The sequence below is a fragment of the Glutamicibacter sp. GQ173 genome (genome assembly GCF_059759215.1).
Window position 1 is genome coordinate 25841 of sequence record NZ_JCAXDT010000004.1, and the last position, 25842, is coordinate 51682.

The following is a 25842-nucleotide window of genomic DNA, read 5'->3' on the forward strand; positions in this document are numbered from 1 at the left end:
TCGGGTCGTGGCTCAAGAAGCAACTTGTGTATCAAGCTCCGTGGCCGAGCGCACCGCGCCACAGTCCGGGATCAGCGAACGGCAGGCCGGCGCGCGCAGGGCGGATAAGGCCGAGCGGCGCGGACGCAGGCCCTCGGACCGGCGCAAAACGCTGGAGATCCTGTTCTTTGTCGGCCCGGCGCTCGTGCTGATCGCCGTGTTCATGCTGCTGCCCATCATCCAAGCTGTGCGCTTCTCGGTGTACAACTGGAAGGGCTTCGGCCCGCTGGTGGACTTTGTCGGGCTGAAAAACTACGCACGGGTGCTGCAAAACGAGGTCTTCACCGATGCGATGATCCACAACTTGATCATCATCGGCGGATCCATTGCGCTGCAGCTGCCCATCGGCCTGGGCATCGCCCTGCTGCTGAATCGGAAGATGAAGATCCAGTCGCTGCTGCGCACCATCATCTTTGTTCCCTACGTGCTCTCTGAAGTGATCGCCGGTGTCATCTGGTTCCAGCTGCTGCAGCCCCAGTACGGGGTAATAGACACCATCATGTCCAAGCTCGGCGTCCAAGGCCCGGCCCAGGGCTGGCTGGGTACACCCGAACTGGCGCTGTGGACCGTGCTGGCGGTGCTGACCTGGAAGTACCTTGGCCTGGCCGTCATCCTGTTCTTGGCCGGGCTGCAGGGCGTGCCCTCCGAGCTCTACGAAGCCGCGGAGATCGACGGGGCATCCTGGTGGCAAATCCAGCGCAAGATCACCATTCCGCTGCTCGGTCCCACCCTGCGCACTTGGGGATTCCTCTCGATGATCGGCTCGCTGCAGCTGTTCGACATGGTGTGGATCCTCACCGGCGGCGGGCCGGCCAACGCCACCACTACCATGGCCAGCTTTCTGGTATCCGAAGGCACCAAAAGACAGAATTTCGGTGTGGCCGCGGCCGCCTCGGTGGTGCTGTTCATCGTTGCCCTGGTCCTCGCCGTGTCCTACCAGCAATTTGTCCTCAAGCGCGACTCCCAGCCAGATGGCGGACGAATCAACCCGAAGAAGGTCAAAGCATGAGCGCCACCGTGGCCACCGGCCCGCAGCACACCCCGGCACAGGCCCTGCGCGCCAAAAAACGAGCCGGGAACCAAGGCGGAAATGCCGCCATTTACGCCATCGCCCTGGCCGTGGTGGCACTGACTCTCGGCCCGGTGCTCTATGGCATCCTCGGCGGTTTCCGCAGCAACGCGCAACTGGCCGATAACCCGGCAGGCTTGCCGGCGCCATGGGTGCTGGACAACTATTCCGGGGTACTGAAAAACCCGGACTTCTGGCAGTACGCGCTGAATTCGACCATGATCGCGGTCATCACCACGGTGATCGTCGTGGTCCTGGGCATTATGGCCGCCTATCCGCTGGCCCGCTATCAATTCCGGATGCGCGAGCCGATCTTCATGGTGTTCGTGCTGGGACTGCTCTTTCCCGCTACCGTGGCCATCGTTCCGCTGTTCATCCTGATCACCCGCGATCTGCATATGGGCAACACCTGGTGGGGCGTGGCCTTGCCGCAGGCGGCCTTCGCACTGCCCATGACCGTGGTCATCTTGCGCCCGTTCCTCATGGCCCTGCCCCAGGAATTGGAGGAAGCCGCGCAGCTGGATGGGGCCAGCCGGATTGGCTTCTTCTGGCGCATCTTGCTGCCACTGTCCGGTCCGGGCATGGTCACCGTAGGCGTTCTGGCCTTTGTCGGCTCGTGGAATGCCTACTTGCTGCCGCTGCTCTTGCTGCAAGGAGATATACGCACCCTGCCATTGGGCGTTGCGGATTATTCCAGCGAGCACTCTGCGGATACCGCTGGCGTTTTCGCCTTCACCGCCTTGGCGATGATCCCCGCGCTGATTTTTTTCCTCGCCATGCAAAAGCGCATCGTCAACGGGTTGCAAGGCGCAGTCAAGGGCTGAGACTGCGGGCCTTCCAGCACACCCGATCTTCTTTTGAGAATAGGATTTTCATGAAAACTGCCGAGCAGACCTGGCGCAATGCCAACCTTCCAACAGATCAGCGCGTTGCCGCGCTTCTAGCGCAGATGACGCTTGAAGAAAAAGCGGGGCAGCTGGGCTCCTACTGGATCCGTCCGGGGGAAGAACAACATGACGGCGAGAGCAACGTGGCGCCGTTGGCCGATACCTTCGGCGGCGGCCCGAGCTTCGAGACAGCCATCAAAAACGGACTAGGCCACATTACCCGGGCCTTTGGCACCATTCCGCTGGACCCGGGCCAGGGCCGCGCCCGGCTCGCCGAACTGCAAGAGCAAGTTATTGCCTCGAACCGCTTCGGAATTCCAGCCATCGCCCATGAAGAATGCCTGACCGGCTTCACCGCCTTGGGCGCCACCTGCTACCCGGCATCCATTGCCTGGGGAGCAACCTTCAACCCGGAACTGGTCCAGTCCATGGCAGCGCACATCGGCGCGGATATGAAAAAGATGGGCGTGCACCAGGGACTGTCCCCGGTATTGGATGTTGTGCGCGACTACCGCTGGGGACGCGTGGAAGAAACCATTGGAGAAGATCCGCACCTGGTAGGAGAACTCGCTGTCGCTTATGTGAAGGGGCTGCAGGGTTCTGGCGTCAATGCCACCCTGAAGCATTTCGCCGGCTACGCCGCTTCGCAGGCCGGACGCAATCACGCACCGGTATCCATCGGCCAGCGCGCTTTGGAAGACGTCGTGTTCCCGCCATTTGAACGAGCAGTGCGCGAAGCCAAGGTCCAGTCGGTGATGAACTCCTACGCGGATATCGACGGCGAAGCGCCAGCGGCCAGCCGCCGCCTGCTCACCGGCGTACTGCGTGAACGCTGGGGATTCACCGGCACCGTGGTGGCCGACTACTGGGCCGTGAGCTTCCTGCACAGCATGCACGAAATTGCCGACAGCGAAGATGCTGCAGGCCTGCTGGCCCTGAGCGCCGGCATGGATGTGGAACTGCCCGAAACGATCGCCTTCGCTCGCCTTGCGGAGGCGGTGCGCGACGGCGGCTTGGACGAATCGATCCTGGATACTGCGGTACGCCGCGTGCTCACCCAGAAGATCGAGGCCGGATTGCTGGATCCTGGCTACAGCCCGGAGCAGGCCTGGCTGGGCACAGACGTGGAATTGGATTCTAAGCAGAACCGGGCGCTGGCCCGTGCCATGGCAGAAGAATCCATCATCCTGCTGCGCAATGAGCAGATCCTGCCATTAAAGAACCCGGCCCGCCTCGCGGTGATCGGCCCTAGCGCCACCCAGCCACGCACCCACCTGGGCTGTTATTCCTTTACCAACCACGTGTACTCGCGCTTCGCCGAACAAGAAGACTACGGCGTGGAGATGGTTTCCATTCTCCAGGCACTGCGCGAGTCTCCGGCGCTCGCCGGAAGCCAGATTGAATATGCCCGTGGCGTGGACTTCACCGACCTTGATGATTCGGGTCTTGAACAGGCCGTTGAAACAGCTCGGAATGCTGAAGTGGCGATAGTGACCGTGGGCGATTTGGCAGGCCTCTTTGGTCGCGGAACGTCCGGTGAAGGGTGCGACGTGGTGGATCTGAAACTGCCCGGGCGGCAAGCTGAACTTGTTGAGGCCGTGCTGGAAACCGGTACGCCCACCGTCCTGGTATTGGTCACCGGCCGCCCGTATTCGCTGGGGCAATTCGCTGATCGGGCGGCGGGCATTGTCCAGTGCTTCATGCCAGGGGTGGAAGGCGGACCAGCGTTGGCGGGTGTGCTCACCGGTGAAGTGAATCCTTCGGGCAAATTGCCGGTCCAGATCCCTGACCATGTCGGCGGGCAGCCCGGAACCTACCTGGCGCCTAAATTGGGATGGCATTCAGATGGGGTCTCGAACCTTGATCCGCGCCCGCTCTATCCCTTCGGCTACGGACTGTCCTACACGAGTTTCGAAATCTCCGCGCTTCAGTTATCAGCCACGGAAATCCCGACGGAAGGGACGCTGGAAGTCAGCGCGTCCGTGACCAATACCGGGCAGCGCCAGGGGGCCGAAGCCATTCAGCTGTATCTCTCCGATGAGATTTCGCAGGTAGTTCGCCCACGGCGCTGGCTGGCAGGCTTTGCGAAGATCAAGCTCGAAGCGGGGGAATCGAAACGAGTGGCCTTCACTGTGCATGCGGATCGGACCTCGTTTACCGGGCTTGCCGGCCGCCGGATCGTGGAGCCTGGAAAGTTCACTGCGACTATTGGCTCCAATAGCGAGGATCTGGGCCAGCAGGAGGTGTTCAAGATTGTCGGGGAGATCCGCGAAGTCGGTGAAGGCCGGGTGATGGATACTCCGGTGGTTGTTAGCTAGCAGCTACGCGGTGCGCCGGCGCAGGGTCAGCGATCCGACAAGCAGCGCCACCACGATCCACGCAACGATCACCAGCATGCTTAAAGCAGTGTCAGAGTCCGTGGTCCCTGCCGCGACGTCAGAAAGGGCGTCGATGGCGTGGGACAGCGGCAGCCAATCGCCGATGGATTCAAGGACTCCGGGAAGCTGTTCTCTGGGGAGGATGATTCCCGCCAGCAAGAATTGGGGGACGACCAAGGCCGGCATGAATTGCACGACCTGGAATTCCGTGCGGGCGAAGGCGCTGGCCATGAGTCCAAGGCTGATTCCCAGCAGGGCATCCAGCGCGGCCACGGCGAACATCAACCAGAAACTGCCTGAGATTTCCAGGCCGCAAACCCAGACGGCAAAGCTCGAGGCAATGATGGTTTGGACGATGGCGATCATCGTGAAAGCCACCGCGTAGCCAAAGATGAATTCCCCTTTGGCTAGCGGCATGCTCAGAAGCCGTTCAAGCGTGCCGCTGCGCCGTTCTCGCAGAGTGGCGATGCTGGTGACCAGGAACATCACGACAAAGGGAAACAGGGCAATCATGGATGGGCCGATACGCTGAAAAGCAGGTGTATCGGTGAAAATCCAAGCGATCAATCCGATCAGCAGGCTGGGGACCACGAGCATCAAGGCAATGGTTCGCGGGTCGTGGCGGACTTGGTTCAGCACCCTGCCGGTGGTGGCTAATGTTCTGCGCATTATTTGCTCCCATCTGCGCTGGCACGGTGCCGAGGTGCCGAATCAGGGGCAGGGGCGGCATTGCCATGCGAATTCGAAGCGCCCGTATCAATGAGTTTCAAAAATGCGGTCTCCGGATCGGTGGCGCCTGTACGTTCCATGAGTTCGTGCGGTGTCAGTTGCGCGAGTATTTTTCCTTCACGGAGCAGCAGGATTTGATCGCAACGCATGGCCTCATCCATAACGTGGCTGGAAACCACCAAGCACAAGCCGGTGGCGGCTAGCCGGGCGAAAAGGTCCCACAAATCTGCGCGCAGCACCGGGTCAAGCCCCACCGTGGGCTCGTCAAGGATGACAATTTCAGGGCTGCCCAGTAGCGCGATGGCAAGTGAGACGCGATTGCGTTGGCCGCCCGAGAGGTCAATGACCAGGCGGGAAGCCTGCTCAGAGAGGTCAGTGCCCTGGATGACACGGTTCACCTCTTCATCGGGGAGCCCAAGAATCTTGGCGAAATAGGCGACGTTCTGCCTTACCGTCAGATCGTCATAGACACTTGCTGCCTGGGTCATGTAGCCGACTTTATGCCGCAAGGCCTTGCTGCCCGAGGGCAGGCCGAGGACGGTGACGGTGCCACTGGTGATGATCTGGTTGCCAACGATGCTGCGCAGCAGCGTGCTCTTACCGCTTCCGCTGGGACCAAGCAGCCCGATGATCTTGCCCGCTTCAAGCTGGAAGCTCAGCTGGTCCAGGACCAGATTCTTGCCCCTCTTGACGTTGAGCTCTTGCACGTCGATACAAGCCGATTTATTCATCACATAATGAATTAGAGACCCGTTTGGCGGACAAGTCAATGCTTTTGGATAGGAAGATCCCCGGTGAGGTAACGCTGAATTGTTGGAGCGACAAGTTCGATGAGCTCATCATCATCCATGGAGGCCAAGGGCTCCAAGGCAACAACATACCGGGCGATAATCAATCCGATGAACTGGCTGGCCACCAGGGCAACACGCGCTTCTGCCGTTTCCTGTGGCAGGCGAGCGCCCACACGGGAGAAGAGCTCTTTCTGGATGAACGGCTTCAAAATTTTGGCGGCGTTGTTGCTGGAAATCAGTCCTCGAACCATGGCTATCGCAGGCAGCCGAAAAGCTGATTTTCGCCAGGTGGTGATCAGGGCACTGGTCAGCGAGTAGCCCAATTCTTCCAGCGGCGCGGTCACCGCCTGCCCAACGATGGCCGCCGGGTTGACCGGGAGGTGCATGGTCTGGATGAAGAGCTCGCTCTTGTCCTTGAAATAGTGGTGCACCAAAGCTGGATCCACTGAGGCGCGGCGGGCCACGGAACGCAGGCTCGCCCCCTCGAAGCCGGCATGGGCGAATTCCTTGGATGCGGCTTTGAGGATCTTGGACTTTGTTGATCCGGTGGTACTTCCCTTGGGGCGTCCGCGCTTGCGGGCACCGGGGACTTCGTTGGGTACTGGCTCACTCACTGCTTCAGGATACGTCGCGGGGCGCAGATTCGCTGATGTCCCGGAAAACGCTGAAGGCCGGGCAAAGCCCGGCCTTCAGCGTGCGTCGAGGACTACTTCTTCGTTGCAGGAGTTTCAGTTGACTGCGCGCCCTTGGCCAGTTCTGCATGCAGATTCGCTACAGATGGGTATTGCAGGTCCGGGCGGAACGGGAAGGTGTCCATATCTTCGCGGGCGGTGATGCCGGTGAAGACCAAAGCGGTCAGCAGGCCAGCTTCCATGCCAGCGACAATGTCGGTATCCATGCGGTCGCCAATCATGGCCGTGGTTTCCGAATGCGCATCGATGCGGTTCAAGGCGGAACGGAACATCATTGGGTTCGGCTTGCCCACGACGTACGGTTCGCGATTGGTTGCTCGAGAGATCAATGCGGCGATGGCGCCCGTTGCAGGCAAGAGGCCTTCGGCCGATGGGCCGGTGGCGTCCGGGTTGGTGGCGATGAACTTGGCGCCACCTTCAATGAGCCGGATTGCCTTGGTGATAGCTTCGAAAGAGTAGGTGCGGGTCTCGCCCAGCACCACGTAGTCCGGGTTCTGGTCGGTCATGATGAACCCTGCATCGTGCAAGGCCGTGGTCAAACCGGCTTCACCAATCACAAAGGTGCGGCCACCTGGGCGCTGGCGGGCCAAGAACTCTGCCGTAGCCATAGCCGAGGTCCAGATGTTCTCCTCTGGAACGTCCAGGCCCGAAGCGAGCAGGCGGGCGCGAAGATCGCGAGGGGTGAAGATGGAGTTATTGGTCAAGACCAGGAAACGCAGATTGTTCTCACGCCAGTACCCCATCAACTCTGCGGCACCCTTAACGGCCTGATTTTCGTGGACAAGAACGCCGTCCATATCAGTGAGCCAGCACTTGATGTCATGGACGGTGCGTGCGGCGCGGTTGGTAGTCGTCACGAGGTGAAGTCCTCCCTGATGAAATTGTGGTGGGAGCTATCTGCGTTGAAAGATTCCCCTGCTACTAAAAAGACTACACAGCCTTGGGGAATTGCGCCGTGAACAAGGGCACGATCAGAAAGAACTACGCTTAATAGCGTGAATCAAGAATTGCATGATCCGGTCAACGACCCCAGCGAGCAGCATGTCATCGGAGTGGGCCCCTGGGAAGGGGAGCTCCCATTAGATGAAAAGTATGATCCTGAGTTGCTGGAACTTGGCGACCGGCGCAATGTCGCTGACAAATATCGTTACTGGAAAATGGATGCCATCATTGCGGATCTAGACGAGCGCCGCCATGACTTCCATATCGCCATTGAAAATTGGCAGCATGACATGAATATCGGCACGGTGGTGCGCAGCGCCAACGCATTCCTGGCCAAGGAAGTGCACATTATTGGCCGTCGCCGTTGGAATCGAAGGGGTGCAATGGTGACAGATCGTTACCAGCATGTGCGTCATCATCCGACCGTCGAGGATTTTGTTATCTGGGCCGAATCCGAGGGGCTCACGATATTGGGAATCGACATTTTCCCGGACTCCGTGCCATTGGAAACCTACGATATTCCTAGGAATTGCGTCTTGGTCTTTGGCCAAGAGGGGCCCGGTTTAAGTCCGGAAGTTCACGCTGCTGCCAAGGACACCTTGTCAATTGAGCAATTCGGCTCGACACGATCAATCAACGCCGCCTCTGCAGCTGGAATTGCCATGCACGCATGGATCCGCAGGCATGTATTTGGGCAGCGGGTCAGCTAACGCAGAAATTATTACTCAAGAGTTTTAGTCGAGCATCTGGATTAGTTACATTTTTGCGCATACGCTGTTAATCGGTTATGAAAATGTGATCTGGGAGTGAGTGGCTGTGAATCGTCGTCATCAAGTGAACCATGATCTTTTGCTGCCCGGATTAGCTCGACGCAAGAAACCCGCGGTCATCTGGACGACCTCCATAGTTGCTGCCTTCGCGCTCACGGGAGCGCTGGCTATTCCTCTCGTGGCGCAGCCCGCCGATTCGCGTCAGGGTGACGTTCCAGTATCGATGGAAGCTATCGCTGACTACTCGGTCGGCGATGGTCCCGTTTTTGTCAGTGGCGATGCTCCACTGAATGCCTTTGGAGCTTCTGGCAAGGAACTGGCCATTGATGGGCGTCCAGTTGGCATGATTGAGGGTGCCGCCGAGACATCTGAATCGAGCAGCGCCAGCGAAGATTCCACCGCGTTGCTGGCTGGAACCGTTGGCGAACTTGGCAAGCTTCCCGGGGACTTGCAGCTAATGCACCCGGTGACGACCCGTCGCATTTCCAGCCCTTACGGTTGGCGCGCGAACCCCACCGGCCCGGGGAACCAGATCCATATCGGCCAGGACTACCCAATTTCTTGCGGTTCGCCGGTTTACGCTGCCGAAGACGGCACCGTCTCGGTCTCGGCGTGGGCTGGGCACTCCGGCATGCGCGTGACCATTGACCATGGGTTCAACGTCCAAACCGGTTACAGCCATAACTCAAAACTGATCGCCAAGGTTGGCCAGAGCGTGAAGCAGGGTGAATTGATCGCGCTCGCCGGAACCACAGGCAACTCCACCGGCTGCCACGTGCACTTTGAAGTCATCATCGATGGACGCTGGCATGACCCTCGCAACTACCTGCCTCTGATCCCGGGCCAGCGCAATGCAATGATCGATTCCCAGCGGCTGACCGTCAATGCGAACAGCGCGCCGAAAGGAAACGGTTCGCAGAATTCTGGCCAGTCCAACCATGCTCCAGATCCGGACATCGTAGTTCCCGAGAACGACACTCCATACGTTCCTTCTCCGAAGCCGGGTCCTACGCCGACCAAGTCGGCCAAGCCGACGCCAAGCCAGAGCGCTGACGAGAGCAAGAGCCCTACGGGTTCGAAGAGCCCGAGCGAATCCACCTCGCCGTCCAAGAGCGAGACCGAGGCCCCGACTACGAGCGGGCCGCCGTCCTCTACCGCTCCGACGTCGGAACCGACAACAGGCACCGAGTCGCCAGACGGGTCATCAGTTCCCCCGACAACCCCTGATTCTCAATCGCCGAAACCATCGACGACGGTGACACCTGAGGGATCGGCAAGCGTTCCTAAAAGTACAGTGCCGGCCGTCGAGGAACCTTCGTCTGAACAGACTTCTGGGAGCCCGACAACCCGTACCGGTGCAACGAGCAGTTCGCCAGCCACGACGTCGGAACCTTCAGGATCGAATTCCTTGAGCCTTGAGGTCTCAATTGATCCGAGCGATGGTGCAAGTTTGTCAGCATCCATTGCCGAATAGCCAACAACTGTCTAGACGGCGGCCGCCGGGAGCGAGTGTTCCACTCGTTCCCGGCGGCCGCTGTCTTTGCAGATACGTGGTTCTTTACCGTGTCACGATATGAGATTTTAGGTAGAGATAGTGACCTAGACGATAGGATGGATGGCGAACCGCCGTCAATGGAGACGCGAAACCTCGCTAATCACCAGGAGTGAAGCATGCCTATCGCAACCCCCGATAAGTACAATGCCATGATTGATGCTGCCAAGGCAGGCGGCTACGCCTTCCCAGCAGTGAACGTGACCAGCTCGCAGACCCTGAACGCCGCAATCCGTGGCTTCGCCGAAGCCGAGTCTGACGGCATTATCCAGGTCTCCACTGGCGGTGCCGCCTATTGGTCCGGCGCCTCCATCAAGGACATGGTCGCAGGCTCGTTGGGCTTCGCGGCCTTCGCCCGCGAAGTAGCCAAGAACTACGGCGTCAACATCGCACTGCACACCGACCACTGCCCAGCAGACAAGCTGGACAGCTTCGTGCTGCCGCTGCTGGCTGCATCGGAAGCAGAAGTTGCGGCCGGCCGCGACCCATTCTTCAACTCCCACATGTGGGATGGTTCGGCTGAAACCCTCGAAGAAAACCTGCGCATCGCTGCAGAACTGCTTCCACGCACCGCAGCTGCCAAGCAGATCCTCGAAGTTGAAATCGGCGCAGTGGGCGGCGAAGAAGACGGCGTGGAAAACGCCATCAACGACAAGCTGTACTCCACCGTCGAGGATGCACTGGCAACCATCGATGCCCTGGGTGCTGGCGAAAAGGGCCGCTACATCACCGCGCTGACCTTCGGCAACGTCCACGGCGTTTACAAGCCAGGCAACGTGAAGCTGCGTCCGGAGATCCTGAAGGACATCCAGGCTCAGGTTGGCGCCAAGATCGGCAAGGAAAACCCATTCGACCTCGTATTCCACGGTGGTTCGGGCTCCTCCGAGCAGGAAATCGCTGACGCTGTTGCCTACGGTGTCATCAAGATGAACATCGATACCGATACCCAGTACGCATTCACCCGTCCGGTAGCCGGCCACATGCTGAGCAACTACGATGGCGTGCTGAAAATCGACGGCGAAGTTGGCAACAAGAAGACCTATGACCCACGCGTTTGGGGTGCCAAGGCTGAAGAGTCCATGGCAGCTCGCATCGTAGAAGCTGCGCAGCAGCTGGGCTCGGCCGGAAAGTCGCTGAAGTAAAGATGGCAGGAGAGAACCTGCTGGGCATTCCAGAAACGCTGCTCCCAGAAGAGTCTGAGGTTTTGACGCGCCTCGAAGCTGGCGATGAGCCAGTTGATTTGGCCGCTAATTTCCCATCTTCTTCCCTGGTGTGGGCGCTGCTGGCCGACGAAGCACATGGCGAAGGCCGCACCGTGGAGTCCTACGCGTTCGCGCGCGTGGGGTACCACCGCGGCCTCGACTCGTTGCGCAAGGCCGGATGGCGCGGGCAAGGACCCGTACCTTGGAGCCACGAGCCTAACCGCGGCTTCCTCCGCTCGCTCTACGCGCTGGGTCGTGCGGCCGCAGCCATCGGCGAAGCTGAAGAAGTTGATCGAATCGGCAAATTCCTGAACGATTCGGATGCTTCGGCCAAGGCTGAAATCGAAGCTGGCAAGTAAGCAACCGCAGTATCGCCAAACGGCGGCTCGTCTCATTACGGGACGAGCCGCCGTTTGTCTTAATCGGGCACTATCTACATGCAGCGTGACCGGCGAATCATCGTATTTCAACAGCTGAAAACTTAAAACTGCAGGTCATGAAGCATTCAGTAATATGAGGACTTTCTCATCCTGTTCTACATTTGTCTTCATTCTGCTCACCTAAAGTTCACTTAGAAGGGATCATCGCTTCACATCATTGAAAGGGATAAGAATGTTGTCTTTCTGGACAGGCCTGGCCTCAAACGTCATCGGCATTACCGTGCTGGTGTACTTCGTATACTTCCGTCGCCACTTCCGCCGCGATTTGGTGCTTGCATACATCGCATTGAGCATGGGTATCTTCGCGGTGACCCTGCTGCTTTCCGGCAGCGGGGCAGGCATGGGGCTGGGGCTCGGACTCTTCGGCATCCTTTCCATCATTCGCCTTCGGTCAGACACGCTGACCCAGGAAGAAGTTGCCTACTACTTCATATCGCTGGCCATCGGACTGGTCAACGGACTGCACCCAGATCCAGCGTGGCTGGCCCCTTCGGCCACCGCGGCTCTGGTGCTCGTCATGTTCCTCGCCGATCACCCAAGTTTCGCCCCACGTACCGAACGTCAGACGGTCACCTTGGAAAAGGCCTACCCGAAAAAGCCTGAACTTCAAGCAGCGCTCGAAGAACTGCTAGATGCCAAGGTTCTGCGCACCGTGGTGGTCGAGCTGGACATGGTTCGCGATCTGACCATCGTAGATGTCCGGTTCCGCACAAATGCCGCCTCAGCGGCCAAATCGGATAGCAGCTTCGCCCACGCGGGAACATTCGAACTGGCCAATGGACAAAGCAAAGCAAGGAATTCTTCTTCACAGAACGGAACCAAGCAGGATTCGTGGTCCCGATGACCGCGCTGGATAGCCGCACTCGAAGTGCTAGATCGACTGGCGCCCGCACTGCGCTGGAAGAAGCTGTGGCGCATCGCGAACCAACCAGCTTGCAGGAAGTCGTTTCCGAAGCTGCGCTGCAGACGCGTGTTGATAAGAAATTCGTGCTCACGCCCCAGCAGTTCACCGCATTATCGGAACGACTGGGTGAGAAGTTCAAGATCATGCAGATCGATGGCCTGCGAACTTTCCGGTATGAATCCGTGTACTTCGATACCGAGGACTTCGAGCAGTATCGGGCTCACCGGCAGGGCCGGCGCAGACGCTACAAAGTTCGTTCACGAACCTATGCCGATACCGGATTGTCGATGTTTGAAATCAAGACCAAGGGATTGCGCGGGGCCACTGTGAAACACCGGATCCAGCAGGAGATGCACGAGGCTGGAAAACTGACCGTGGATAACCTGCAATTCCTGGGCTCGGTGCTGCACAGCGAATACGGCCAACAAGTCCCCGAACTGCATCCGGTGCTAGACAGCGCCTACACGCGGGCCACCTTCGTGAACCCGATCGATTCTGAACGCCTGACCTGCGATGTCGAATTGGAATACGCCAACGCCAATAAGCAGATCAATGGGCCGGATCTCATTGTTGTCGAGACGAAGTCCGCTGATGGTCGCGGAGCCTCAGACCGGGCACTGGCAGAGCTGGGCATTCGCGAAGTATCCATGTCCAAGTACTGCATCGGTGTGGCTCTGCTGAATCCGCATCTTCCTGCAAACCGCTGGAGCAGGTTGTTGCAGCAGAATTTTGTCCCGGATCCAACGCTGGGCTAACCAGTGCTCTGCCCAATTATTTTGAGGCCGCTAGCCGGTAGCCGAATCCGCGGACGGTCTCGAAGCGTGACGAGCCGAGTTTGTTGCGAAGGTAGCGGACGTAAACGTCTACGACGTTGGAACCAGGATCAAAATCGTAGCCCCAAACTCGTGAGAGCAGCTGTTCGCGGCTGAGCACCTGGCCTGGGTTGCGCAAGAAGGCCTCGGTAAGCGCGAATTCACGGGCGGAAAGATCTACCTCTGTTGAATCCACCGTAACTCGTCTGCGTAGCAGATCCATGTGCAGGTTTTCATGAGTTAAGGAAGAAGCTTCAGGGGCGTGGTCGTCGGTCCTCAACCGCAGCCGAACCCGGGCAAGCAGCTCATCAAAATGGAAAGGCTTGGCCATATAGTCGTCGGCGCCATTTTGCAGTCCGGCGACAGTATCCTCAACGCTTCCGCGAGCGGTCAGAATGATGACCGGGATGGTGATGTGCGCTGCCCGCAGCCGGCGCAGGACAGAGAAGCCGTCTTCATCCGGCAAGCCCAAATCCAAGATGATCAATTCGTGATCGCCGTCGAGCGCTTGGCTGAATCCGTCGAGTCCGGTCTGGGCAATCGTGGAGGTCAGTCCGGCGGCCCTCAGTCCTTTTGCGACAAAGGAGCTGATGCGAGGTTCATCTTCTACGATCAATATTTGGCTCATTCTTCCTTGCTTCCTGTCGACAGCGGCAGATCAATATAGAACGTGGAACCGTTTTTTGGCTCCGAGTTTACCCAGACGCGTCCACCGTGGGTTTCGGCGATAGCTTGCACAATATTCAGGCCCAAACCCGAACCCGAGGAGCGCGCAGAATTCTGCCCGCGGCCAAAGCGTTCAAAGATGCGTTCCAAATCATCTGAGCGAATGCCGATGCCGGCATCGGATACCCACCAGCGCAGGGTGGTCTCTTCAGGGCCGTTCCGCAGGATCTCGTTTCCCAGGGCAATACGGCTATTCTCTTCCGAGAATTTCACTGCGTTGGCGCATAACTGCAGCATGGCCTGGGTCAGGCGTGCCGGGTCCAATCGGACCGTAGCCTCGGTGCGGTAGTCGATGCGCCATTGGCGCTGGCCCAGCCCGCGGGCCTTGTCCAGGATGTCGTCAAGCAGCTTGCCTACCTGGACCGGCTCAATTTGCAGGAAGTCTGCACGGTTGGTCTTGGCGAGTGTCACCAGGTCATTGATGAGCAGGGACATGCGACCCAACTCGTCCATGGCAATATCGCGGCTCTGCTCCACATCCTGCGGGTCATGGGGATCCATGAGCTCCAGGTGTCCATTGATGATCGTCACCGGGGTGCGAAGCTCATGTCCCACATCGTCCAGAAGCTGGCGTTGGGATTTCAACGCGCCGTCGAGGCGGTCCAGCATTTCATTAACCGTGACGGTCAAGTCCGCGAACTCGTCATTGCCGGAGACTTCAATGCGCTGGGAAACATCGGTTTCGGAGATCTGCTGCGCGGTGGTCTGCAATCTGCGAATCGGCTCCAGCATTCGTCCCACAACCAGCCACGCAGCCAGGGCCGACAACAACATGACCGAAGCACCGACGGCGCTGTAGATCATGAAGTTCCGGTCATTTGCTATAGCCTCGGCCGAGTAGTCATAGGCCAAGACAAAGGAGCCGCGCTCGCGGTCGGCAGGCAAGCTTACCGGGACCACGACGGCACGGTAGGTGGCGACGCCAGTCTTTACGGTGCCGAGTCGAATATGGTTGCTGTCTTGAACCTGGTAGGCCCATTCGATGAACTCGGGGTCGTCTTCCAGCCGGATGCCTACTATATCCGGCGCAGTCCAACGCACCTCCTTGCCAACTAAGGAGACCATTCCTTGCTTAGGGGAGGGGAGGGTGCGCTGCATTGCGATGTAGAGCAGGTCCTCGGCATGTTCGAATCGTTTCATGGTCCGCGGGTCAACACCCGTTTCGGTTAGCACGCCGAATTCTTTTACGGACCGTGAGAGGGATTCATCAAGTCGTTCATTGAGTTCATGGCGTTGCACAGCGAAGCTTGCCGCACCAGCAGCAACAAGTGCCAGGCCGACCAAGAGCAACATGCCGGTAAGCACGCGAGCGCGGATGGACCATCGGCGTTCGGGCGCTTTAGTCATCGTCGCCTACGTCGTCGTCCGCATCGTCGTCATCAGTTTCGTAATCATCATCATCGTCGTCGTCGTTTTGGCTACCTGAGGGAGGCAATGGCGTGACGGTTTTCTTAGGCGGAGCGGCCGCTGTTGGTTTGGGCTTAACCGTTGCGGTGGGTTTTGGCGACGGATTTTTCGTTGAACTGCTTGGTTTAGTCGTTGTGGACGGAGTAGGTGTTGGCTTGGCAGTTGTAGACTCTGACGGACTCGGTGACTGCGTTGGTCCGTTAGGTACGCCACTGGTCTGAGAAGGAGAATCTTCTTTGAAGATGAACCCTTCGCCTAGATCCTGGTCCGAAGGTCCGCCCATGGCGCGGCTGATTCCAAAGATGCCCAAGCCGATCACCGCCACCACGGCGAATGAAGCCACAATGCGGCGCAACGTTTCCTTTCCCATGCCACCCATTGTTCCGGATGCACATGAGATCCAGATGAGAGATGCTGATAGATGACGGTGCGGGCTCAGCTAGCGCAGATGCTCAAAAATGATCACTGTTTGGGTTGAAGAAAACGCGCTGTTAGACCCCAAATGCGTAGCGACAAAGGTCCGCAGATCATCGATGCTCCGGGTAGCTACCCGAACCAGCAGATCGGGGGATCCTCCCAATACGAAGACTTCTTTTACCTCGGGCAACCGTTGCAAGGATTTTGCGGAGGAAAGCAACCGGTCCCGGGCTGACGGCGATACGAGTACTGAAATCATTGCATTGACCGTGACACCAAGCAGTTTTTCATTGATTGCCGCGTGGTACCCGGTAATGATTCCGGCGGAGGACAAGGCTTTGACCCGTCCGAGACAGGTTGATGGAGCCACGCCAACTTTCGCGGCGAGAATGTTGTTGGGGATCCGTGCGTCCTGGCTCAGCTCCGAGAGGATCGCCAGATCGGTGGCATCAACGCGAACAGGATTCGGAATGGCCTCGCCTTGCATTTCCCAGAGGGAATTTTCCACGGATATCTCAATTCATTCTTTATTAAAGTTCGGATTCGGTCGCATAATCTCGTGTTCAATTCTACGATGTCTACAGCGCAGAGAACCGAAATCTTAGGAGCAAAATGCCTGCCGAGTTGACTCGCCATTCCTTGGCCCAGCTGGATGCCGCGGATCCTCTCACCGCTTTCGCGGACCGTTTCATCTTGCCCGAAAACATCATTTACCTTGATGGAAACTCGCTCGGGGCTTTGCCCAAGGGTGCTGCCGAACGCGCAGCCCAGGTGGTCAGCGAAGAATGGGGACAAGGGTTGATCCGTTCATGGAATACCGCTGGCTGGTTCGACCTGCCGCTGAAGCTGGGGGATAAGCTCGGCAGCATGATCGGCGGGAAGCCGAACGAAACTGCAATCACCGACACCACCACGCTGAACCTTTTTAAAGCTCTGGCGTCCGCTCTGCGTACGCAAAAGGCCGATGCGCCTGAACGTCGAGTGATCCTGACCGAACGCGATAATTTCCCTACCGACATTTACATCGCCGAAGGCCTGGCCGACCTCGTCAACTCGCTGTCACAGGAAACTGGTCTCGCCTATGAGGTGAAGCTGGTTGATGACGAAGATTCACTGCGCGCGGCTTTGGATGACAGCGTCGCGGTCGTGGCACTGTCGCACGTGAATTACCGGACCGGTGCCATGTGGAATATGGACGAAATCACCGCCGCGGTCCACGCTGCCGGCGCACTGGTTATTTGGGACCTGGCCCATGCCGCAGGTGCGGTGCCGGTCGACTTGAATCTCGCAGATGCAGACTACGCGGTGGGGTGCACCTACAAATACCTCAACGGTGGGCCGGGCTCACCGGCTTTCATTTGGGTCAACGCCCGCCATCACGAACGCTTCTGGCAGCCCCTGTCAGGATGGTGGTCCCACAACAAGCCATTCGAAATGTCGCAAAGCTACACGCCAGCCAATGACATCCGCCGATTCATGTGCGGCACCCAGCCAATGACCTCGCTGGCCATGGTCGAGGTAGGACTCGATATCGCCTTGGAAGCCGATATGGTTCAGGTGCGGTCCAAGTCGCTTGAGCTGGTGGACCTGTTCATCACGCTGGTTGAGACTCGGTGCGCGGGATTCGGCCTGGAACTGGTGACTCCACGAGAGCATGCAGCCCGGGGCAGCCACGTGAGCTTCCGCCACGAGCATGGCTACGAAATCATCACCGCGCTGATCGACCACGGTGTCATCGGTGATTACCGCGAGCCCGAAGTCCTGCGCTTTGGAATCACTCCGTTGTACCTGACGCGTACCGATATCTGGGATGCCGTGGAGAAACTGCGTGAAATTCTGCACACCGGCGCATGGCAGCGTGAAGAGTACGCCGTACGAAATGCCGTGACGTAGCCGGAAACCAGCGGCGGCAATTTGCGATTGCTCCACCGATGGCCTGCGCTGGCCAGAGTACGCTTATACGCAGCACGGCATGTTCAGATGCCGTGCTGTTCGTATGAGTTTCAAGGGAGCATCGTTGGGCAAGCAGCCGGTACGCGCCACTGACGTCGGGTCGGGTCTGAAGAAATCACTGACCCCTGCGCAAATGTCCATGATTGCCCTGGGCAGTGCCATTGGCACCGGGCTTTTTGCCGGCAGCAAGCTGGCCATCATGATGGCTGGGCCATCGGTAATCCTCAGCTACGTGATCGGTGGCCTGGTGGCCCTGCTGGTGATGGGTGCGCTCGCCGAAATGACGGTCAAGCAACCGGTGGCTGGATCCTTCGGCGTTTACGCCGAACGGTATCTGGGCCGTTTCGCCGGATACCTCACCAAATACCTGTATTGGTCCGCGCTGATCTTCGCGGTCGGTACCGAGGTCAGTGCCGTCGGCGAATATATGCAGTACTGGTTCCCGCAACTTCCCGGACTGTGGTGGGTGGCTATTTTCTCCGCCGTCCTCTTGGCGGTGAACTTCTGCAGCGTGAAGATCTTCGGAACCACCGAATACTGGTTCTCGGCCATCAAGGTTTTTGCGGTTCTTGCCTTCATCATCATCGCCCTGTGGCTGGTATTCCATAATCCGCAAGACCAGTTTGGCGTGCATAACTACAGCGCTGAAGGTGGTTTCTTCGCCAACGGATTGTTTGGCACATGGAGCGCGGTGATTGTTGCGATCTTCTCCTATATGGGTATTGAAGCAATCTCAATTGCTGCCGCCGAGGCCCGAAACCCGAAGATTGCGGTGCGCAAGTCCTTCAAGGTCTCCTTCCTGAGGCTCTTGCTCTTCTACGTATTCACCATGGCTCTCATTCTGGCAGTCGCGCCAACCAGCGAACTGGTTTCCGGGGGGTCGCCCTTCGTGACGGTGATGTCCCAGGTGGGTATACCCTTTGCTGATTCCGTGTTGAATTTTGTGCTGATTATTGCAGCGCTCTCGGCCATGAACGCACAACTATATGCCGCGACTCGCATGCTGCATTCTCTGGCTGATTCAGGTCATGCGCCACGCATTGCGCATCGAACCAACAGTGCAGGGGCGCCGATTCATGCAGTGTGGATGTCTGCTGGCGGCATTGCCGTCGCCGCCGTGGTTTATGCGTTGGTTCCCGATGGAGGATTCGGCATCATGCTGTCTTTGGCCACCTTCGGCGCGTTGGCAACCTGGTTCATGATTCTGCTAACCCACGTGTTCTTCCGCCGCAAAGTGAAGCAGCAACAAGAGCCCTTGGACTTCAAGTTGTTCGGGTATCCTGCCGCGTCCATCCTTGGCGCGCTCTTGCTGGCTGCCTTGCTGGTGACCTCGTACTTTGTTCCCCAGTTCAAGTTCACGTTGATCTTCGGCGTGCCCTTCGTCGTAGTGATGTCGGTACTGTACTGGCTAGTTTTTGCCAGAAAACCGCAGAAGCCAGCTGTCCAGTTCTCGGAATAGCAAATGGCCAACACCAGCTGTGAGTTGAGCCGGATTGGGTGCTGCGCCGAGTGTAGCCGCCACAGAATAATGGTGCTGGCACTAAGATCGTAGGGTGTCTGCTAGTTGGCGGATGCGACGATTCTTCGAGGAGCGATAGTGGCCAAGTTGTATTTCCGCTACGGAGCAATGAATTCTGGCAAGTCCACGAGTTTGCTTCAGGCTGCTTTCAACTATGAAGAACGGGGCCAGCGAATCCTGCTTGCCAAGCCCGGTGTGGATACCAAGGGCGAGAACTCGATCGTTTCGAGACTGGGAATCAAGCGCATCACCGACTTCACCATTAGCCCTGAAGATAATGTCAGGGAGCAATTCGCTGCACAGAGCTCGGGAGATGACCCAGATGCCTTGGTGACCCATGTTGATGCGCCACCGGTGGCCTGCCTTCTGGTGGATGAGGCGCAATTCCTCTCCCGCGAACAGGTTGATGATCTGTTGCGTATTGCTGTGCTGGATAACGTGCCGGTGTTGGCCTATGGCATCCGCACTGACTTCCGCACTCATGCCTTCCCCGGCTCCGCCCGCCTGATGGAGCTCGCCCATTCTTTGGAAGAGCTGAAGACCATTTGCCGTTGTGGGCGCAAGGCGATGTTCAATACCCGACGAGTTGGAGATGCAGTTGTCTTCGACGGGGATCAGGTTGCCATTGACGGCGAAGACGTTTGGTACGAATCACTTTGTGCCTCGTGCTATCTCGAAGCCTCCGGCGGCAAGCTGAGCTAGCCCTCGAACACTCCCAAGTCACGTTTCGATTACGCCTATTTTCTGGTGAAGCCTCGTGTGCAAGACTCTCTACATGAAGACTTCGGCTGGATTGCTTCTCGTTGCTCTTGCGCTGCTGATGCTATCCGGGTGTGCCGGGGCGACACCTGATGGACAGCCGGGGCCCCAAGACATATTCGAAAAATCCCGAACTTCCGATCGCGCGCCCTCGGTATTCCATGATGATGTTCAACGTGAGTCCTGTGGGGAGATAACCCTTGCCCAGGGTGAACAGATACCAGCAGAGGCTATTGACTGCATGGATTCAGCGACAGGTGAGCGCAATGCCGAGTTGACTGTCGCATCGCCAACTACTGAAGGGGATCCGATCATCACGTACTATCGAACGAGCGCTGATACCTCTGGCATCGAGATGTTCTCCAATGGTGAATACGACAAATTCGGTTCAAGAGACTGGTGGCACGCCATGTGCCCCAAATCCATGACGCGGTTAGTACGTGAAGGCTGTCCGAAATAACGTAAGTCGATAAGCGACGGGCTGAACTATGTTGTCAGGTGCGTGAACGATTCGAAAGCTGGTACTAAGTGATAGTCGCGGCAATCATTGCCTTGCTCTTGGCCCTGTTGTTCATCGGTGTATTCGAATGGGAACGCCGAGACCGGAAGAGAACCGGTTCCGAAGAAGACAAGTTCTTTGGCAATTGGGCGCTTGTGGCCTTCTGGGCCTGCGCATTTTTCTTCGTGGTATTTGCGCTTAGCGCGTTCTGATGCCGTTTGCGAATGCTCAGTCACTTTAGGGTCTAAGCAAAAGCGAAGGGTAATCGGCGAAGAAGCCCCCTTTTGCCGCAGCAGAGTCCGGGAGCCCTTAACCTTTACAAAGCCAGAGGCCGGTGCCAGTTCCGTTTCTTCGTGATTGAGTCTAGCGGAAATATCCGTGCTGTCAGCTGACCAGCCCGGCAACAGCTCTTTGCAGGCCCCAATCGAAGCCATCCGCTAGGGGTGCATCAACATCCAACTGCACGAGGTTCTGCCGGAAGGCGACAGACCCAAGGATGTGGTTGAGCAGAAGTTGCTGTCCGTGGCGGGCGTTCTCCGCAGGAAGCCCTGAAGATTCTAAGAGCTCGCGCAATTGCAGAACTGGAGCCAGGTCGGTAGCCTGCATTGCGGTGGCAACTTCAATGACTTCAGGGCTGTCCTGGATCGGCAACAACGCGAGATACAGCCGCCGAGAAAGTTGAAGAATGGCATCGGCAGGAGTGCTGAAGTCATCGGCATTGACCGAGAGCTGCGGAGTATTGAGCAGCTTGGCGGCCACCTGGGCTAGCAATTCCTGCTTGTTTTTCACATGCCAGTAGAGAGCGCCAACTTGAACATCCAGCTCCTTGGCCAGACGGCGCATCGACAAGTCAGCCAACCCGAACTGTTGCAGGATGTCGACCGCGGTATCCACGACCGTTAACTGAGTCAATGCCATAAGACCAAGTCTAGCCTCAGGCAGGTAGCTCTCCGGCGTGCTAGCCGTTGATGAGTTCGGGAGCTACGCCTGATGCTGCCTGGCACTGCATTGCCAAGCGCTGGATCAGCGCGCGGAGCTGGCTGGAAGCAGTGTGGGGGTGTTCCGGGTGCCATTGCACTGCGGTCACTGGAGCTGACTCGTGCACGACCGCCTCGATAATGTCGTCGGTAGACATGGCTGCGATCTGCAGGCCCTTGCCCAGCTCGTGTATGGCTTGGTGATGTGTGCACTTGTGGGTGGCCTTGGCAGACAGGTCTTCTTCTAGCTCGGAAGCGATGGAGTCGAAACGGGTATCGACAAAAGGATCACTGCCCGTGCTGCGGTGGGCATCGGCATTCTCCAGATGCTGAATCAAGGTGCCGCCCAAGGCAACGTTTAACAGCTGCAGGCCACGGCAGATTCCGAGCAAAGGCGTCTTGGTGGCGATGGCATGTTGGATGGCGGCAATGTGGTTCCGGTCCGCAGCAAGCTCGTGTTGGCCGCCTCCGGGGTAGGCCGAGGTGCGTCCGTAGAGCGATGGCTCGACATCTTCGCCACCCATGACCAGCACTGCGTCTGCCGCGTCAACAATCTGCAGCACCTGCTCGAGGCTTAGATCATTGCATGGAACCAGCGCTGCGTTGTGCCCGGCATCGATGATCTGGCCGACGGTGTTTTCGTTGAGCTCATCAAGTTCCTGCTGGAATAGGGGGTTGTGCGATCGGGATTCGCGTATGTGCAGAACCGTGAAATTCAAAGGTGCCAAGACCAGCTCCAACTAGTGCATTTCGGGCCTGTGAAAATGGCCGATAAGGGTTGATGCAACCTAAGCTACAAGTCCCGGATTTCGTAGTGGAATCGTGGATGTTTCCTGCATGTTTCTCCAAGTTCATCTATAGCGACTGGCTAATAAAGCCATGTCGACCGCTAATAATTGCCTTCAAGAATATCTTCGGGGTGCCCGTCAACCTACAAGAAGTCCGCTGATGACCGGCCTTTTACAAAGAATTCACACGGTCGATATTTGAGCTGTGAAACGAAACATTATGTTGCTTGCCGGAAACGGATTCGAAAGCGAAGCGGAATGTTGCATCGATAGTTTGAAATTGCTCGCAAACACAAACTTCGAAAGGGGCGCCCATCATGGAAGCCGCTGACATGGCATGGCTCCTGGCGGCATTCGCCATGGTCCTGCTGATGTTCCCAGGACTGGCAATGCTGTACGGTGGCATGCTCAACGGACGCAACGTCCTGAACATGATGCTGATGGTGCTCAGCGCATTGGCGGTGACCGGCGTTGTCTACGTGGTTATCGGCCATGGACTGGTTCTCGGTGATTCGCTCGGGGGCGCAGGAATCATCGGCAATCCCTTCGACTACACCTTCTTCTCCGACTTCATGTCCGACGACGAGGCGGGAGGCACCTTCTGGGGTGCGTTTTACATCCTCTTCGCCGCAATCTCCGTGGCGCTGGTAGCGTCCGGTGCTGCCGGGCGCATGAAATTCGGTGCATGGCTGGTCTTCGTGGCCCTGTGGATCATTTTGGTCTACTGCCCACTGGGACACTGGGTCTTTGCTTTTGATAATCCAGAGACCGGCGTCGTCGGCGGCTGGCTGCGCAACAAGCTGGGCTTCCACGACTTTGCCGGTGGCACCGCCGTGCACATGAATGCCGGTGCTGCTGGCCTGGCACTGGCCGTGGTCTTGGGCAAGCGAAAAATGCGCCCGGGGCGTCCGCATAACCTGCCGCTGATGATGATCGGCGTGGGCTTGATTGCTACTGGCTGGATGGGGTTCAACGGCGGCACCGCCGGCGGGGCGAATTTCATGGCCCAATACGTCATCCTCACTACCTTGCTGGCCCTGTGCGGTGGCATGCTGGGGTTCATCACGATCGAGCGTGTTCGTGATGGTCATGCCACCATGCTGGGTTTGGGTACCGGAGCTATTGCCGGAATGGTCGGCATCACCCCGGTGGCCGACGTGGTGGGTCCCATTGGCGCGCTGATGGTCGGTTTCCTTGCCGCAGCAGCTGCCGCGTGGGCCATCACCTGGAAGCGCCGTCACCAGATTGATGACTCGCTGGATGTTTTTGCGGTGCACGGCATCGCCGGCATCACCGGTTCGCTGTTCGCGACCTTCTTCGCCAATCCAAAAGCGCCAGGTGAAATGGCTGGGATCTTCTTCGGTGGCCACTTCGCCGAGTTGGGCCACGAGCTGATCGCGATTGCCGCCACGTTGATTTACAGCTTCGCCATGACCTTCGCCATCGCCTGGGTGATGAACAAGATTTCCCCAATCCGCGTCAGCGAGGCGGAAGAAGAGGCTGGGTTGGATAACTCCATCCATGCCGAATCCGCCTACGACAGCCGTCAGCTCTAGCAGCCTGCACAGAAAGGCTCTGCCATGAAACTTATCACCGCAGTTATCAAGCCCATCAGGCTTGAATCCATCTGCTCCGAATTGGAGAAGGCCGGCTTCTCGGGAGTGACCGCCACCGAAGTCCAGGGCCGGGGCGCCCAGGGCGGGCGCACCGAGTACTACCGAGGCCAAGAATTCTCCGTGAAGTTCCGGACCAAGATCCGCCTGGAACTGCTGGTTGCAGAATCGGATTTGGAACGTGCCCTGGACCTTATTGTCAGTACGGCAAAAACCGGTGAGGACGGCGAAATCGGCGACGGCAAGGTCTGGGTTTCTCCTCTGGAACAGATCATCCGCGTGCGAACCGGCGAAACCGGCGAAGCAGCCATCTGAGCATTGATCGATTAGAAAGTCCAGCAAAGGAGCACCACATGACTACTATCAACTTCCGCTACCTCAGCGAACAGGACATGATCGCAGCAGGAGTCACGGACATCACCCGTTGCACCGACGTGATGGAAGAAGCGCTGATCCTGTTGCGCAATGGCGATTACCGGATGGCCGGCGAGAACGGAAACTCGCACGGAGCGATGATCACCTTCCCGCAGAACCCTGTCCACGAAGGCATGCCAAGCGATGGCCCTGACCGCCGTTTCATGGCCATGCCGGCCTATCTCGGTGGACGATTCGGGACCACGGGCGTGAAGTGGTACGGCTCGAACACCGCGAACCGGGCCAAGGGCCAGCCTCGGTCCATTCACCTGTTCACCCTTAACGACACCGACACTGGCGCCCCGATGGCTGTGATGAGCGCAAACCTGCTCAGTGCCTACCGCACCGGAGCCGTTCCGGGGGTTGGCGTGAAGCACCTGGCCAAGCAGGATGCCAAGGTTGCTGCCGTCGTTGGCCCAGGCGTGATTGCCAAGTCCGTCATTGATGCGACCCTGTCACTGCGTCCGAGCATCGACACCGTGACCGTCAAGGGCCGTTCGGCCGCTGGCGTGGAGACCTTTGCGCAGTACATCCGTGACAACTTCCCGCAGGTGAAGTCGATTGTGGCCGCTGAGACCGTTGAGGAAGCGATCAAGGATGCGGACGTCATTTTGGCGACCACCAGCACCGACATCAAGGGATCCGAGGCGTTCCCTTACTTCCCAACCGCAGCCATCAAGCCCGGAGCTCTCTTGCTGCTGCCCGCGGCTGCACGTTTTGATGATGACTTTGTCATCAACGACGCTCGGCTGATCCTTGATGCCCGCGGCCTGTACGATGCGTGGGCTGAGGAGTACGGCACCCAGGCCTATCAGCTGCTGGGCATTCCCGGCACTCACTTCCACGATTTGATGCGTGAAGGCAAGCTGCCCGAATCCAAGCTGGAAGAGATTGCTGACGTCGCTAGCGGCAAGATCCCGGCTCGCCGCAATGATGAAGAAATCATCCTCTACTCGGTGGGCGGCATGCCGATTGAAGACGTGGCATGGGCTACCGATTTGTACCAGTCGGCCGAGGAGAAGAACATTGGCCAGGTCCTGAACCTGTGGGACGCCCCGGTCCTCGCCTAGAGTTTTAGGTCCGGCTTGCCGGACTTAGATAAACGCAGATCCCCGGAAAGCGGAGTGTGGCCGCTTTCCGGGGATTTGCCATGTCCGGAGTAGATTGCGTGGGCGTTTCCAACGGATTCTGGGCTTGAAACAGGAACAGGAATCGTCAGTGGAATTTGGGAGAGCGATTGAATGCCTGCGGGCAAAAATGCATGCTTGCTAGAAAGCTAGAAAGCTAGAAAGCTAGAAAGCTAGAAAGCTAGAAAGCTAGAAAGCTAGAAAGCTAGAAAGCTAGAAAGCTAGAAAGCTAGAAAGCTAGAAATGCTTGTCGGCTCACGTTCTCTACCAGCGCCGGGTTGCATCGAGTGCAGCGTTGCATGGAACGACTATTCTCTTGCGATAGGCATGAGTGAATGCTCTGGGAAGAGCGCCTCTGAATCCTAGGTAGCAAGCACCATCCGTTTCAAAATACGCAAAAGCGCAGCGCCGGTATCCGGCACTGCGCTTTTGGCTG

The 25842-nt window shown here is 58.0% G+C and carries 27 protein-coding genes; 16 read left to right on the top strand and 11 right to left on the bottom strand.

Annotated elements, in window-relative coordinates:
* The first annotated feature begins 7 nt into the window (after positions 1–7).
* The 3 genes from AC6CHO_RS07845 to AC6CHO_RS07855 are packed head-to-tail and all read left to right on the top strand — an operon-like array spanning position 8 to position 4313.
* On the top strand, positions 8–1048 hold the full coding sequence (locus AC6CHO_RS07845) for a carbohydrate ABC transporter permease (protein ID WP_498214487.1): 1041 nt from the start codon (positions 8–10) through the stop codon (positions 1046–1048).
* The gene (locus AC6CHO_RS07850) at positions 1045–1932 is read left to right on the top strand and encodes a carbohydrate ABC transporter permease (protein WP_498214488.1); all 888 of its coding nucleotides are present in this window, start codon (positions 1045–1047) and stop codon (positions 1930–1932) included. Before AC6CHO_RS07845 ends, AC6CHO_RS07850 begins: the two co-directional genes overlap by 4 nt.
* Positions 1933–1982: 50 nt before the next feature.
* Complete coding sequence (locus tag AC6CHO_RS07855) at positions 1983–4313, top strand: glycoside hydrolase family 3 N-terminal domain-containing protein (protein WP_498214489.1); 2331 nt, start codon at positions 1983–1985, stop codon at positions 4311–4313.
* Between the two features lie 3 nt (positions 4314–4316).
* Here the strand turns inward: AC6CHO_RS07855 and AC6CHO_RS07860 are convergent, their stop codons facing one another.
* The 4 genes from AC6CHO_RS07860 to AC6CHO_RS07875 form a co-directional block, all read right to left on the bottom strand.
* Complete coding sequence (locus AC6CHO_RS07860) at positions 4317–5042, bottom strand: ABC transporter permease (RefSeq protein WP_498214490.1); 726 nt, start codon at positions 5040–5042, stop codon at positions 4317–4319.
* Positions 5042–5833, bottom strand: a complete 792-nt coding sequence (locus tag AC6CHO_RS07865) for an ABC transporter ATP-binding protein (protein ID WP_498214746.1) — start codon at positions 5831–5833, stop codon at positions 5042–5044. Before AC6CHO_RS07865 ends, AC6CHO_RS07860 begins: the two co-directional genes overlap by 1 nt.
* 35 nt (positions 5834–5868) lie before the next feature.
* The gene (locus tag AC6CHO_RS07870) at positions 5869–6507 is read right to left on the bottom strand and encodes a TetR/AcrR family transcriptional regulator (RefSeq protein WP_498214492.1); all 639 of its coding nucleotides are present in this window, start codon (positions 6505–6507) and stop codon (positions 5869–5871) included.
* Positions 6508–6599: 92 nt separating this feature from the next.
* On the bottom strand, positions 6600–7442 hold the full coding sequence (locus AC6CHO_RS07875; protein WP_498214493.1) for an HAD-IIA family hydrolase: 843 nt from the start codon (positions 7440–7442) through the stop codon (positions 6600–6602).
* Between the two features lie 138 nt (positions 7443–7580).
* Between AC6CHO_RS07875 and AC6CHO_RS07880 the strand changes: the two genes are divergently transcribed.
* From AC6CHO_RS07880 to AC6CHO_RS07905, 6 genes are all read left to right on the top strand, one after another.
* On the top strand, positions 7581–8237 hold the full coding sequence (locus AC6CHO_RS07880) for a TrmH family RNA methyltransferase (RefSeq protein WP_498214494.1): 657 nt from the start codon (positions 7581–7583) through the stop codon (positions 8235–8237).
* A 124-nt stretch (positions 8238–8361) separates the two neighbouring features.
* Positions 8362–9771: a M23 family metallopeptidase gene (locus tag AC6CHO_RS07885; RefSeq protein WP_498214495.1), complete on the top strand. Its 1410-nt coding sequence runs from the start codon at positions 8362–8364 to the stop codon at positions 9769–9771.
* A gap of 197 nt (positions 9772–9968) precedes the next feature.
* Positions 9969–10991, top strand: coding sequence for a class II fructose-bisphosphate aldolase (fbaA, locus tag AC6CHO_RS07890; protein ID WP_060700318.1), 1023 nt, complete (start codon positions 9969–9971; stop codon positions 10989–10991).
* A gap of 2 nt (positions 10992–10993) precedes the next feature.
* Positions 10994–11410, top strand: coding sequence for a DUF3151 domain-containing protein (locus tag AC6CHO_RS07895; protein WP_498214496.1), 417 nt, complete (start codon positions 10994–10996; stop codon positions 11408–11410).
* 253 nt (positions 11411–11663) lie between these two features.
* On the top strand, positions 11664–12335 hold the full coding sequence (locus AC6CHO_RS07900; protein WP_498214497.1) for a DUF4956 domain-containing protein: 672 nt from the start codon (positions 11664–11666) through the stop codon (positions 12333–12335).
* Positions 12332–13150, top strand: a complete 819-nt coding sequence (locus tag AC6CHO_RS07905) for a polyphosphate polymerase domain-containing protein (protein WP_498214499.1) — start codon at positions 12332–12334, stop codon at positions 13148–13150. The genes AC6CHO_RS07900 and AC6CHO_RS07905 overlap by 4 nt, the downstream gene beginning before the upstream one ends.
* 16 nt (positions 13151–13166) lie before the next feature.
* Here AC6CHO_RS07905 and AC6CHO_RS07910 read toward each other — a convergent pair whose 3' ends face one another.
* The 4 genes from AC6CHO_RS07910 to AC6CHO_RS07925 form a co-directional block, all read right to left on the bottom strand.
* Entirely contained in the window at positions 13167–13835 is a 669-nt protein-coding gene (locus AC6CHO_RS07910) for a response regulator transcription factor (RefSeq protein WP_498214500.1), read from the bottom strand.
* Positions 13832–15280, bottom strand: a complete 1449-nt coding sequence (locus tag AC6CHO_RS07915; protein WP_498214502.1) for a sensor histidine kinase — start codon at positions 15278–15280, stop codon at positions 13832–13834. Before AC6CHO_RS07915 ends, AC6CHO_RS07910 begins: the two co-directional genes overlap by 4 nt.
* Entirely contained in the window at positions 15273–15710 is a 438-nt protein-coding gene (locus tag AC6CHO_RS07920) for a hypothetical protein (RefSeq protein WP_498214503.1), read from the bottom strand. The genes AC6CHO_RS07915 and AC6CHO_RS07920 overlap by 8 nt, the downstream gene beginning before the upstream one ends.
* A gap of 69 nt (positions 15711–15779) precedes the next feature.
* Positions 15780–16265 (bottom strand): Lrp/AsnC family transcriptional regulator, encoded by a 486-nt coding sequence (locus AC6CHO_RS07925; RefSeq protein ID WP_498214505.1) that lies wholly within the window; start codon positions 16263–16265, stop codon positions 15780–15782.
* 104 nt (positions 16266–16369) lie between these two features.
* Between AC6CHO_RS07925 and kynU the strand changes: the two genes are divergently transcribed.
* The 4 genes from kynU to AC6CHO_RS07945 all read left to right on the top strand — a co-directional run bounded on the left by kynU (position 16370) and on the right by AC6CHO_RS07945 (position 20448).
* Positions 16370–17650 carry a kynureninase gene (gene kynU / locus AC6CHO_RS07930; RefSeq protein WP_498214506.1) on the top strand — a complete coding sequence of 427 codons (1281 nt, stop codon included), beginning with the start codon at positions 16370–16372 and terminating at the stop codon, positions 17648–17650.
* Between the two features lie 103 nt (positions 17651–17753).
* Positions 17754–19169 carry an amino acid permease gene (locus tag AC6CHO_RS07935; RefSeq protein WP_498214508.1) on the top strand — a complete coding sequence of 472 codons (1416 nt, stop codon included), beginning with the start codon at positions 17754–17756 and terminating at the stop codon, positions 19167–19169.
* A 138-nt stretch (positions 19170–19307) separates the two neighbouring features.
* Positions 19308–19931 carry a thymidine kinase gene (locus tag AC6CHO_RS07940; protein ID WP_498214509.1) on the top strand — a complete coding sequence of 208 codons (624 nt, stop codon included), beginning with the start codon at positions 19308–19310 and terminating at the stop codon, positions 19929–19931.
* A gap of 73 nt (positions 19932–20004) precedes the next feature.
* Positions 20005–20448: a hypothetical protein gene (locus AC6CHO_RS07945; RefSeq protein ID WP_498214510.1), complete on the top strand. Its 444-nt coding sequence runs from the start codon at positions 20005–20007 to the stop codon at positions 20446–20448.
* Between the two features lie 26 nt (positions 20449–20474).
* Here AC6CHO_RS07945 and AC6CHO_RS07950 read toward each other — a convergent pair whose 3' ends face one another.
* The 3 genes from AC6CHO_RS07950 to AC6CHO_RS07960 are packed head-to-tail and all read right to left on the bottom strand — an operon-like array spanning position 20475 to position 22192.
* Positions 20475–20921 (bottom strand): hypothetical protein, encoded by a 447-nt coding sequence (locus AC6CHO_RS07950; protein WP_498214753.1) that lies wholly within the window; start codon positions 20919–20921, stop codon positions 20475–20477.
* Positions 20872–21405: a TetR/AcrR family transcriptional regulator gene (locus tag AC6CHO_RS07955; RefSeq protein ID WP_498214511.1), complete on the bottom strand. Its 534-nt coding sequence runs from the start codon at positions 21403–21405 to the stop codon at positions 20872–20874. The genes AC6CHO_RS07950 and AC6CHO_RS07955 overlap by 50 nt, the downstream gene beginning before the upstream one ends.
* A gap of 40 nt (positions 21406–21445) precedes the next feature.
* The gene (locus AC6CHO_RS07960; RefSeq protein WP_498214512.1) at positions 21446–22192 is read right to left on the bottom strand and encodes a gamma-glutamyl-gamma-aminobutyrate hydrolase family protein; all 747 of its coding nucleotides are present in this window, start codon (positions 22190–22192) and stop codon (positions 21446–21448) included.
* Positions 22193–22569: 377 nt separating this feature from the next.
* On the opposite strand from AC6CHO_RS07960, the gene AC6CHO_RS07965 reads away from it, so the two are divergent.
* From AC6CHO_RS07965 to AC6CHO_RS07975, 3 genes are read left to right on the top strand one after another with little or no spacing between them, the layout of a single operon-like run.
* Positions 22570–23808 (top strand): ammonium transporter, encoded by a 1239-nt coding sequence (locus AC6CHO_RS07965; protein ID WP_498214513.1) that lies wholly within the window; start codon positions 22570–22572, stop codon positions 23806–23808.
* 24 nt (positions 23809–23832) lie between these two features.
* Complete coding sequence (locus AC6CHO_RS07970) at positions 23833–24180, top strand: P-II family nitrogen regulator (protein ID WP_498214514.1); 348 nt, start codon at positions 23833–23835, stop codon at positions 24178–24180.
* 38 nt (positions 24181–24218) lie between these two features.
* Positions 24219–25349 carry a tyramine oxidase subunit B gene (locus AC6CHO_RS07975; RefSeq protein WP_498214515.1) on the top strand — a complete coding sequence of 377 codons (1131 nt, stop codon included), beginning with the start codon at positions 24219–24221 and terminating at the stop codon, positions 25347–25349.
* Positions 25350–25842 lie beyond the last annotated feature (493 nt).

What these genes read in the sequence shown, in the direction of transcription:
- AC6CHO_RS07935 (WP_498214508.1), top strand. Translation starts at nt 17,754, where the DNA reads ATGAGTTTCAAGGGAGCATCGTTGGGCAAGCAGCCGGTACGCGCCACT.
- AC6CHO_RS07910 (WP_498214500.1), bottom strand. Translation starts at nt 13,835, where the DNA reads ATGAGCCAAATATTGATCGTAGAAGATGAACCTCGCATCAGCTCCTTT.
- AC6CHO_RS07850 (WP_498214488.1), top strand. Translation starts at nt 1,045, where the DNA reads ATGAGCGCCACCGTGGCCACCGGCCCGCAGCACACCCCGGCACAGGCC.
- kynU (WP_498214506.1), top strand. Translation starts at nt 16,370, where the DNA reads ATGCCTGCCGAGTTGACTCGCCATTCCTTGGCCCAGCTGGATGCCGCG.
- AC6CHO_RS07970 (WP_498214514.1), top strand. Translation starts at nt 23,833, where the DNA reads ATGAAACTTATCACCGCAGTTATCAAGCCCATCAGGCTTGAATCCATC.
- AC6CHO_RS07975 (WP_498214515.1), top strand. Translation starts at nt 24,219, where the DNA reads ATGACTACTATCAACTTCCGCTACCTCAGCGAACAGGACATGATCGCA.
- AC6CHO_RS07950 (WP_498214753.1), bottom strand. Translation starts at nt 20,921, where the DNA reads ATGGCTTCGATTGGGGCCTGCAAAGAGCTGTTGCCGGGCTGGTCAGCT.
- AC6CHO_RS07915 (WP_498214502.1), bottom strand. Translation starts at nt 15,280, where the DNA reads ATGACTAAAGCGCCCGAACGCCGATGGTCCATCCGCGCTCGCGTGCTT.
- AC6CHO_RS07945 (WP_498214510.1), top strand. Translation starts at nt 20,005, where the DNA reads ATGAAGACTTCGGCTGGATTGCTTCTCGTTGCTCTTGCGCTGCTGATG.
- AC6CHO_RS07895 (WP_498214496.1), top strand. Translation starts at nt 10,994, where the DNA reads ATGGCAGGAGAGAACCTGCTGGGCATTCCAGAAACGCTGCTCCCAGAA.
- AC6CHO_RS07855 (WP_498214489.1), top strand. Translation starts at nt 1,983, where the DNA reads ATGAAAACTGCCGAGCAGACCTGGCGCAATGCCAACCTTCCAACAGAT.
- AC6CHO_RS07955 (WP_498214511.1), bottom strand. Translation starts at nt 21,405, where the DNA reads ATGGCATTGACTCAGTTAACGGTCGTGGATACCGCGGTCGACATCCTG.
- AC6CHO_RS07920 (WP_498214503.1), bottom strand. Translation starts at nt 15,710, where the DNA reads ATGGGAAAGGAAACGTTGCGCCGCATTGTGGCTTCATTCGCCGTGGTG.
- fbaA (WP_060700318.1), top strand. Translation starts at nt 9,969, where the DNA reads ATGCCTATCGCAACCCCCGATAAGTACAATGCCATGATTGATGCTGCC.
- AC6CHO_RS07865 (WP_498214746.1), bottom strand. Translation starts at nt 5,833, where the DNA reads ATGAATAAATCGGCTTGTATCGACGTGCAAGAGCTCAACGTCAAGAGG.
- AC6CHO_RS07905 (WP_498214499.1), top strand. Translation starts at nt 12,332, where the DNA reads ATGACCGCGCTGGATAGCCGCACTCGAAGTGCTAGATCGACTGGCGCC.
- AC6CHO_RS07965 (WP_498214513.1), top strand. Translation starts at nt 22,570, where the DNA reads ATGGAAGCCGCTGACATGGCATGGCTCCTGGCGGCATTCGCCATGGTC.
- AC6CHO_RS07900 (WP_498214497.1), top strand. Translation starts at nt 11,664, where the DNA reads ATGTTGTCTTTCTGGACAGGCCTGGCCTCAAACGTCATCGGCATTACC.
- AC6CHO_RS07860 (WP_498214490.1), bottom strand. Translation starts at nt 5,042, where the DNA reads ATGCGCAGAACATTAGCCACCACCGGCAGGGTGCTGAACCAAGTCCGC.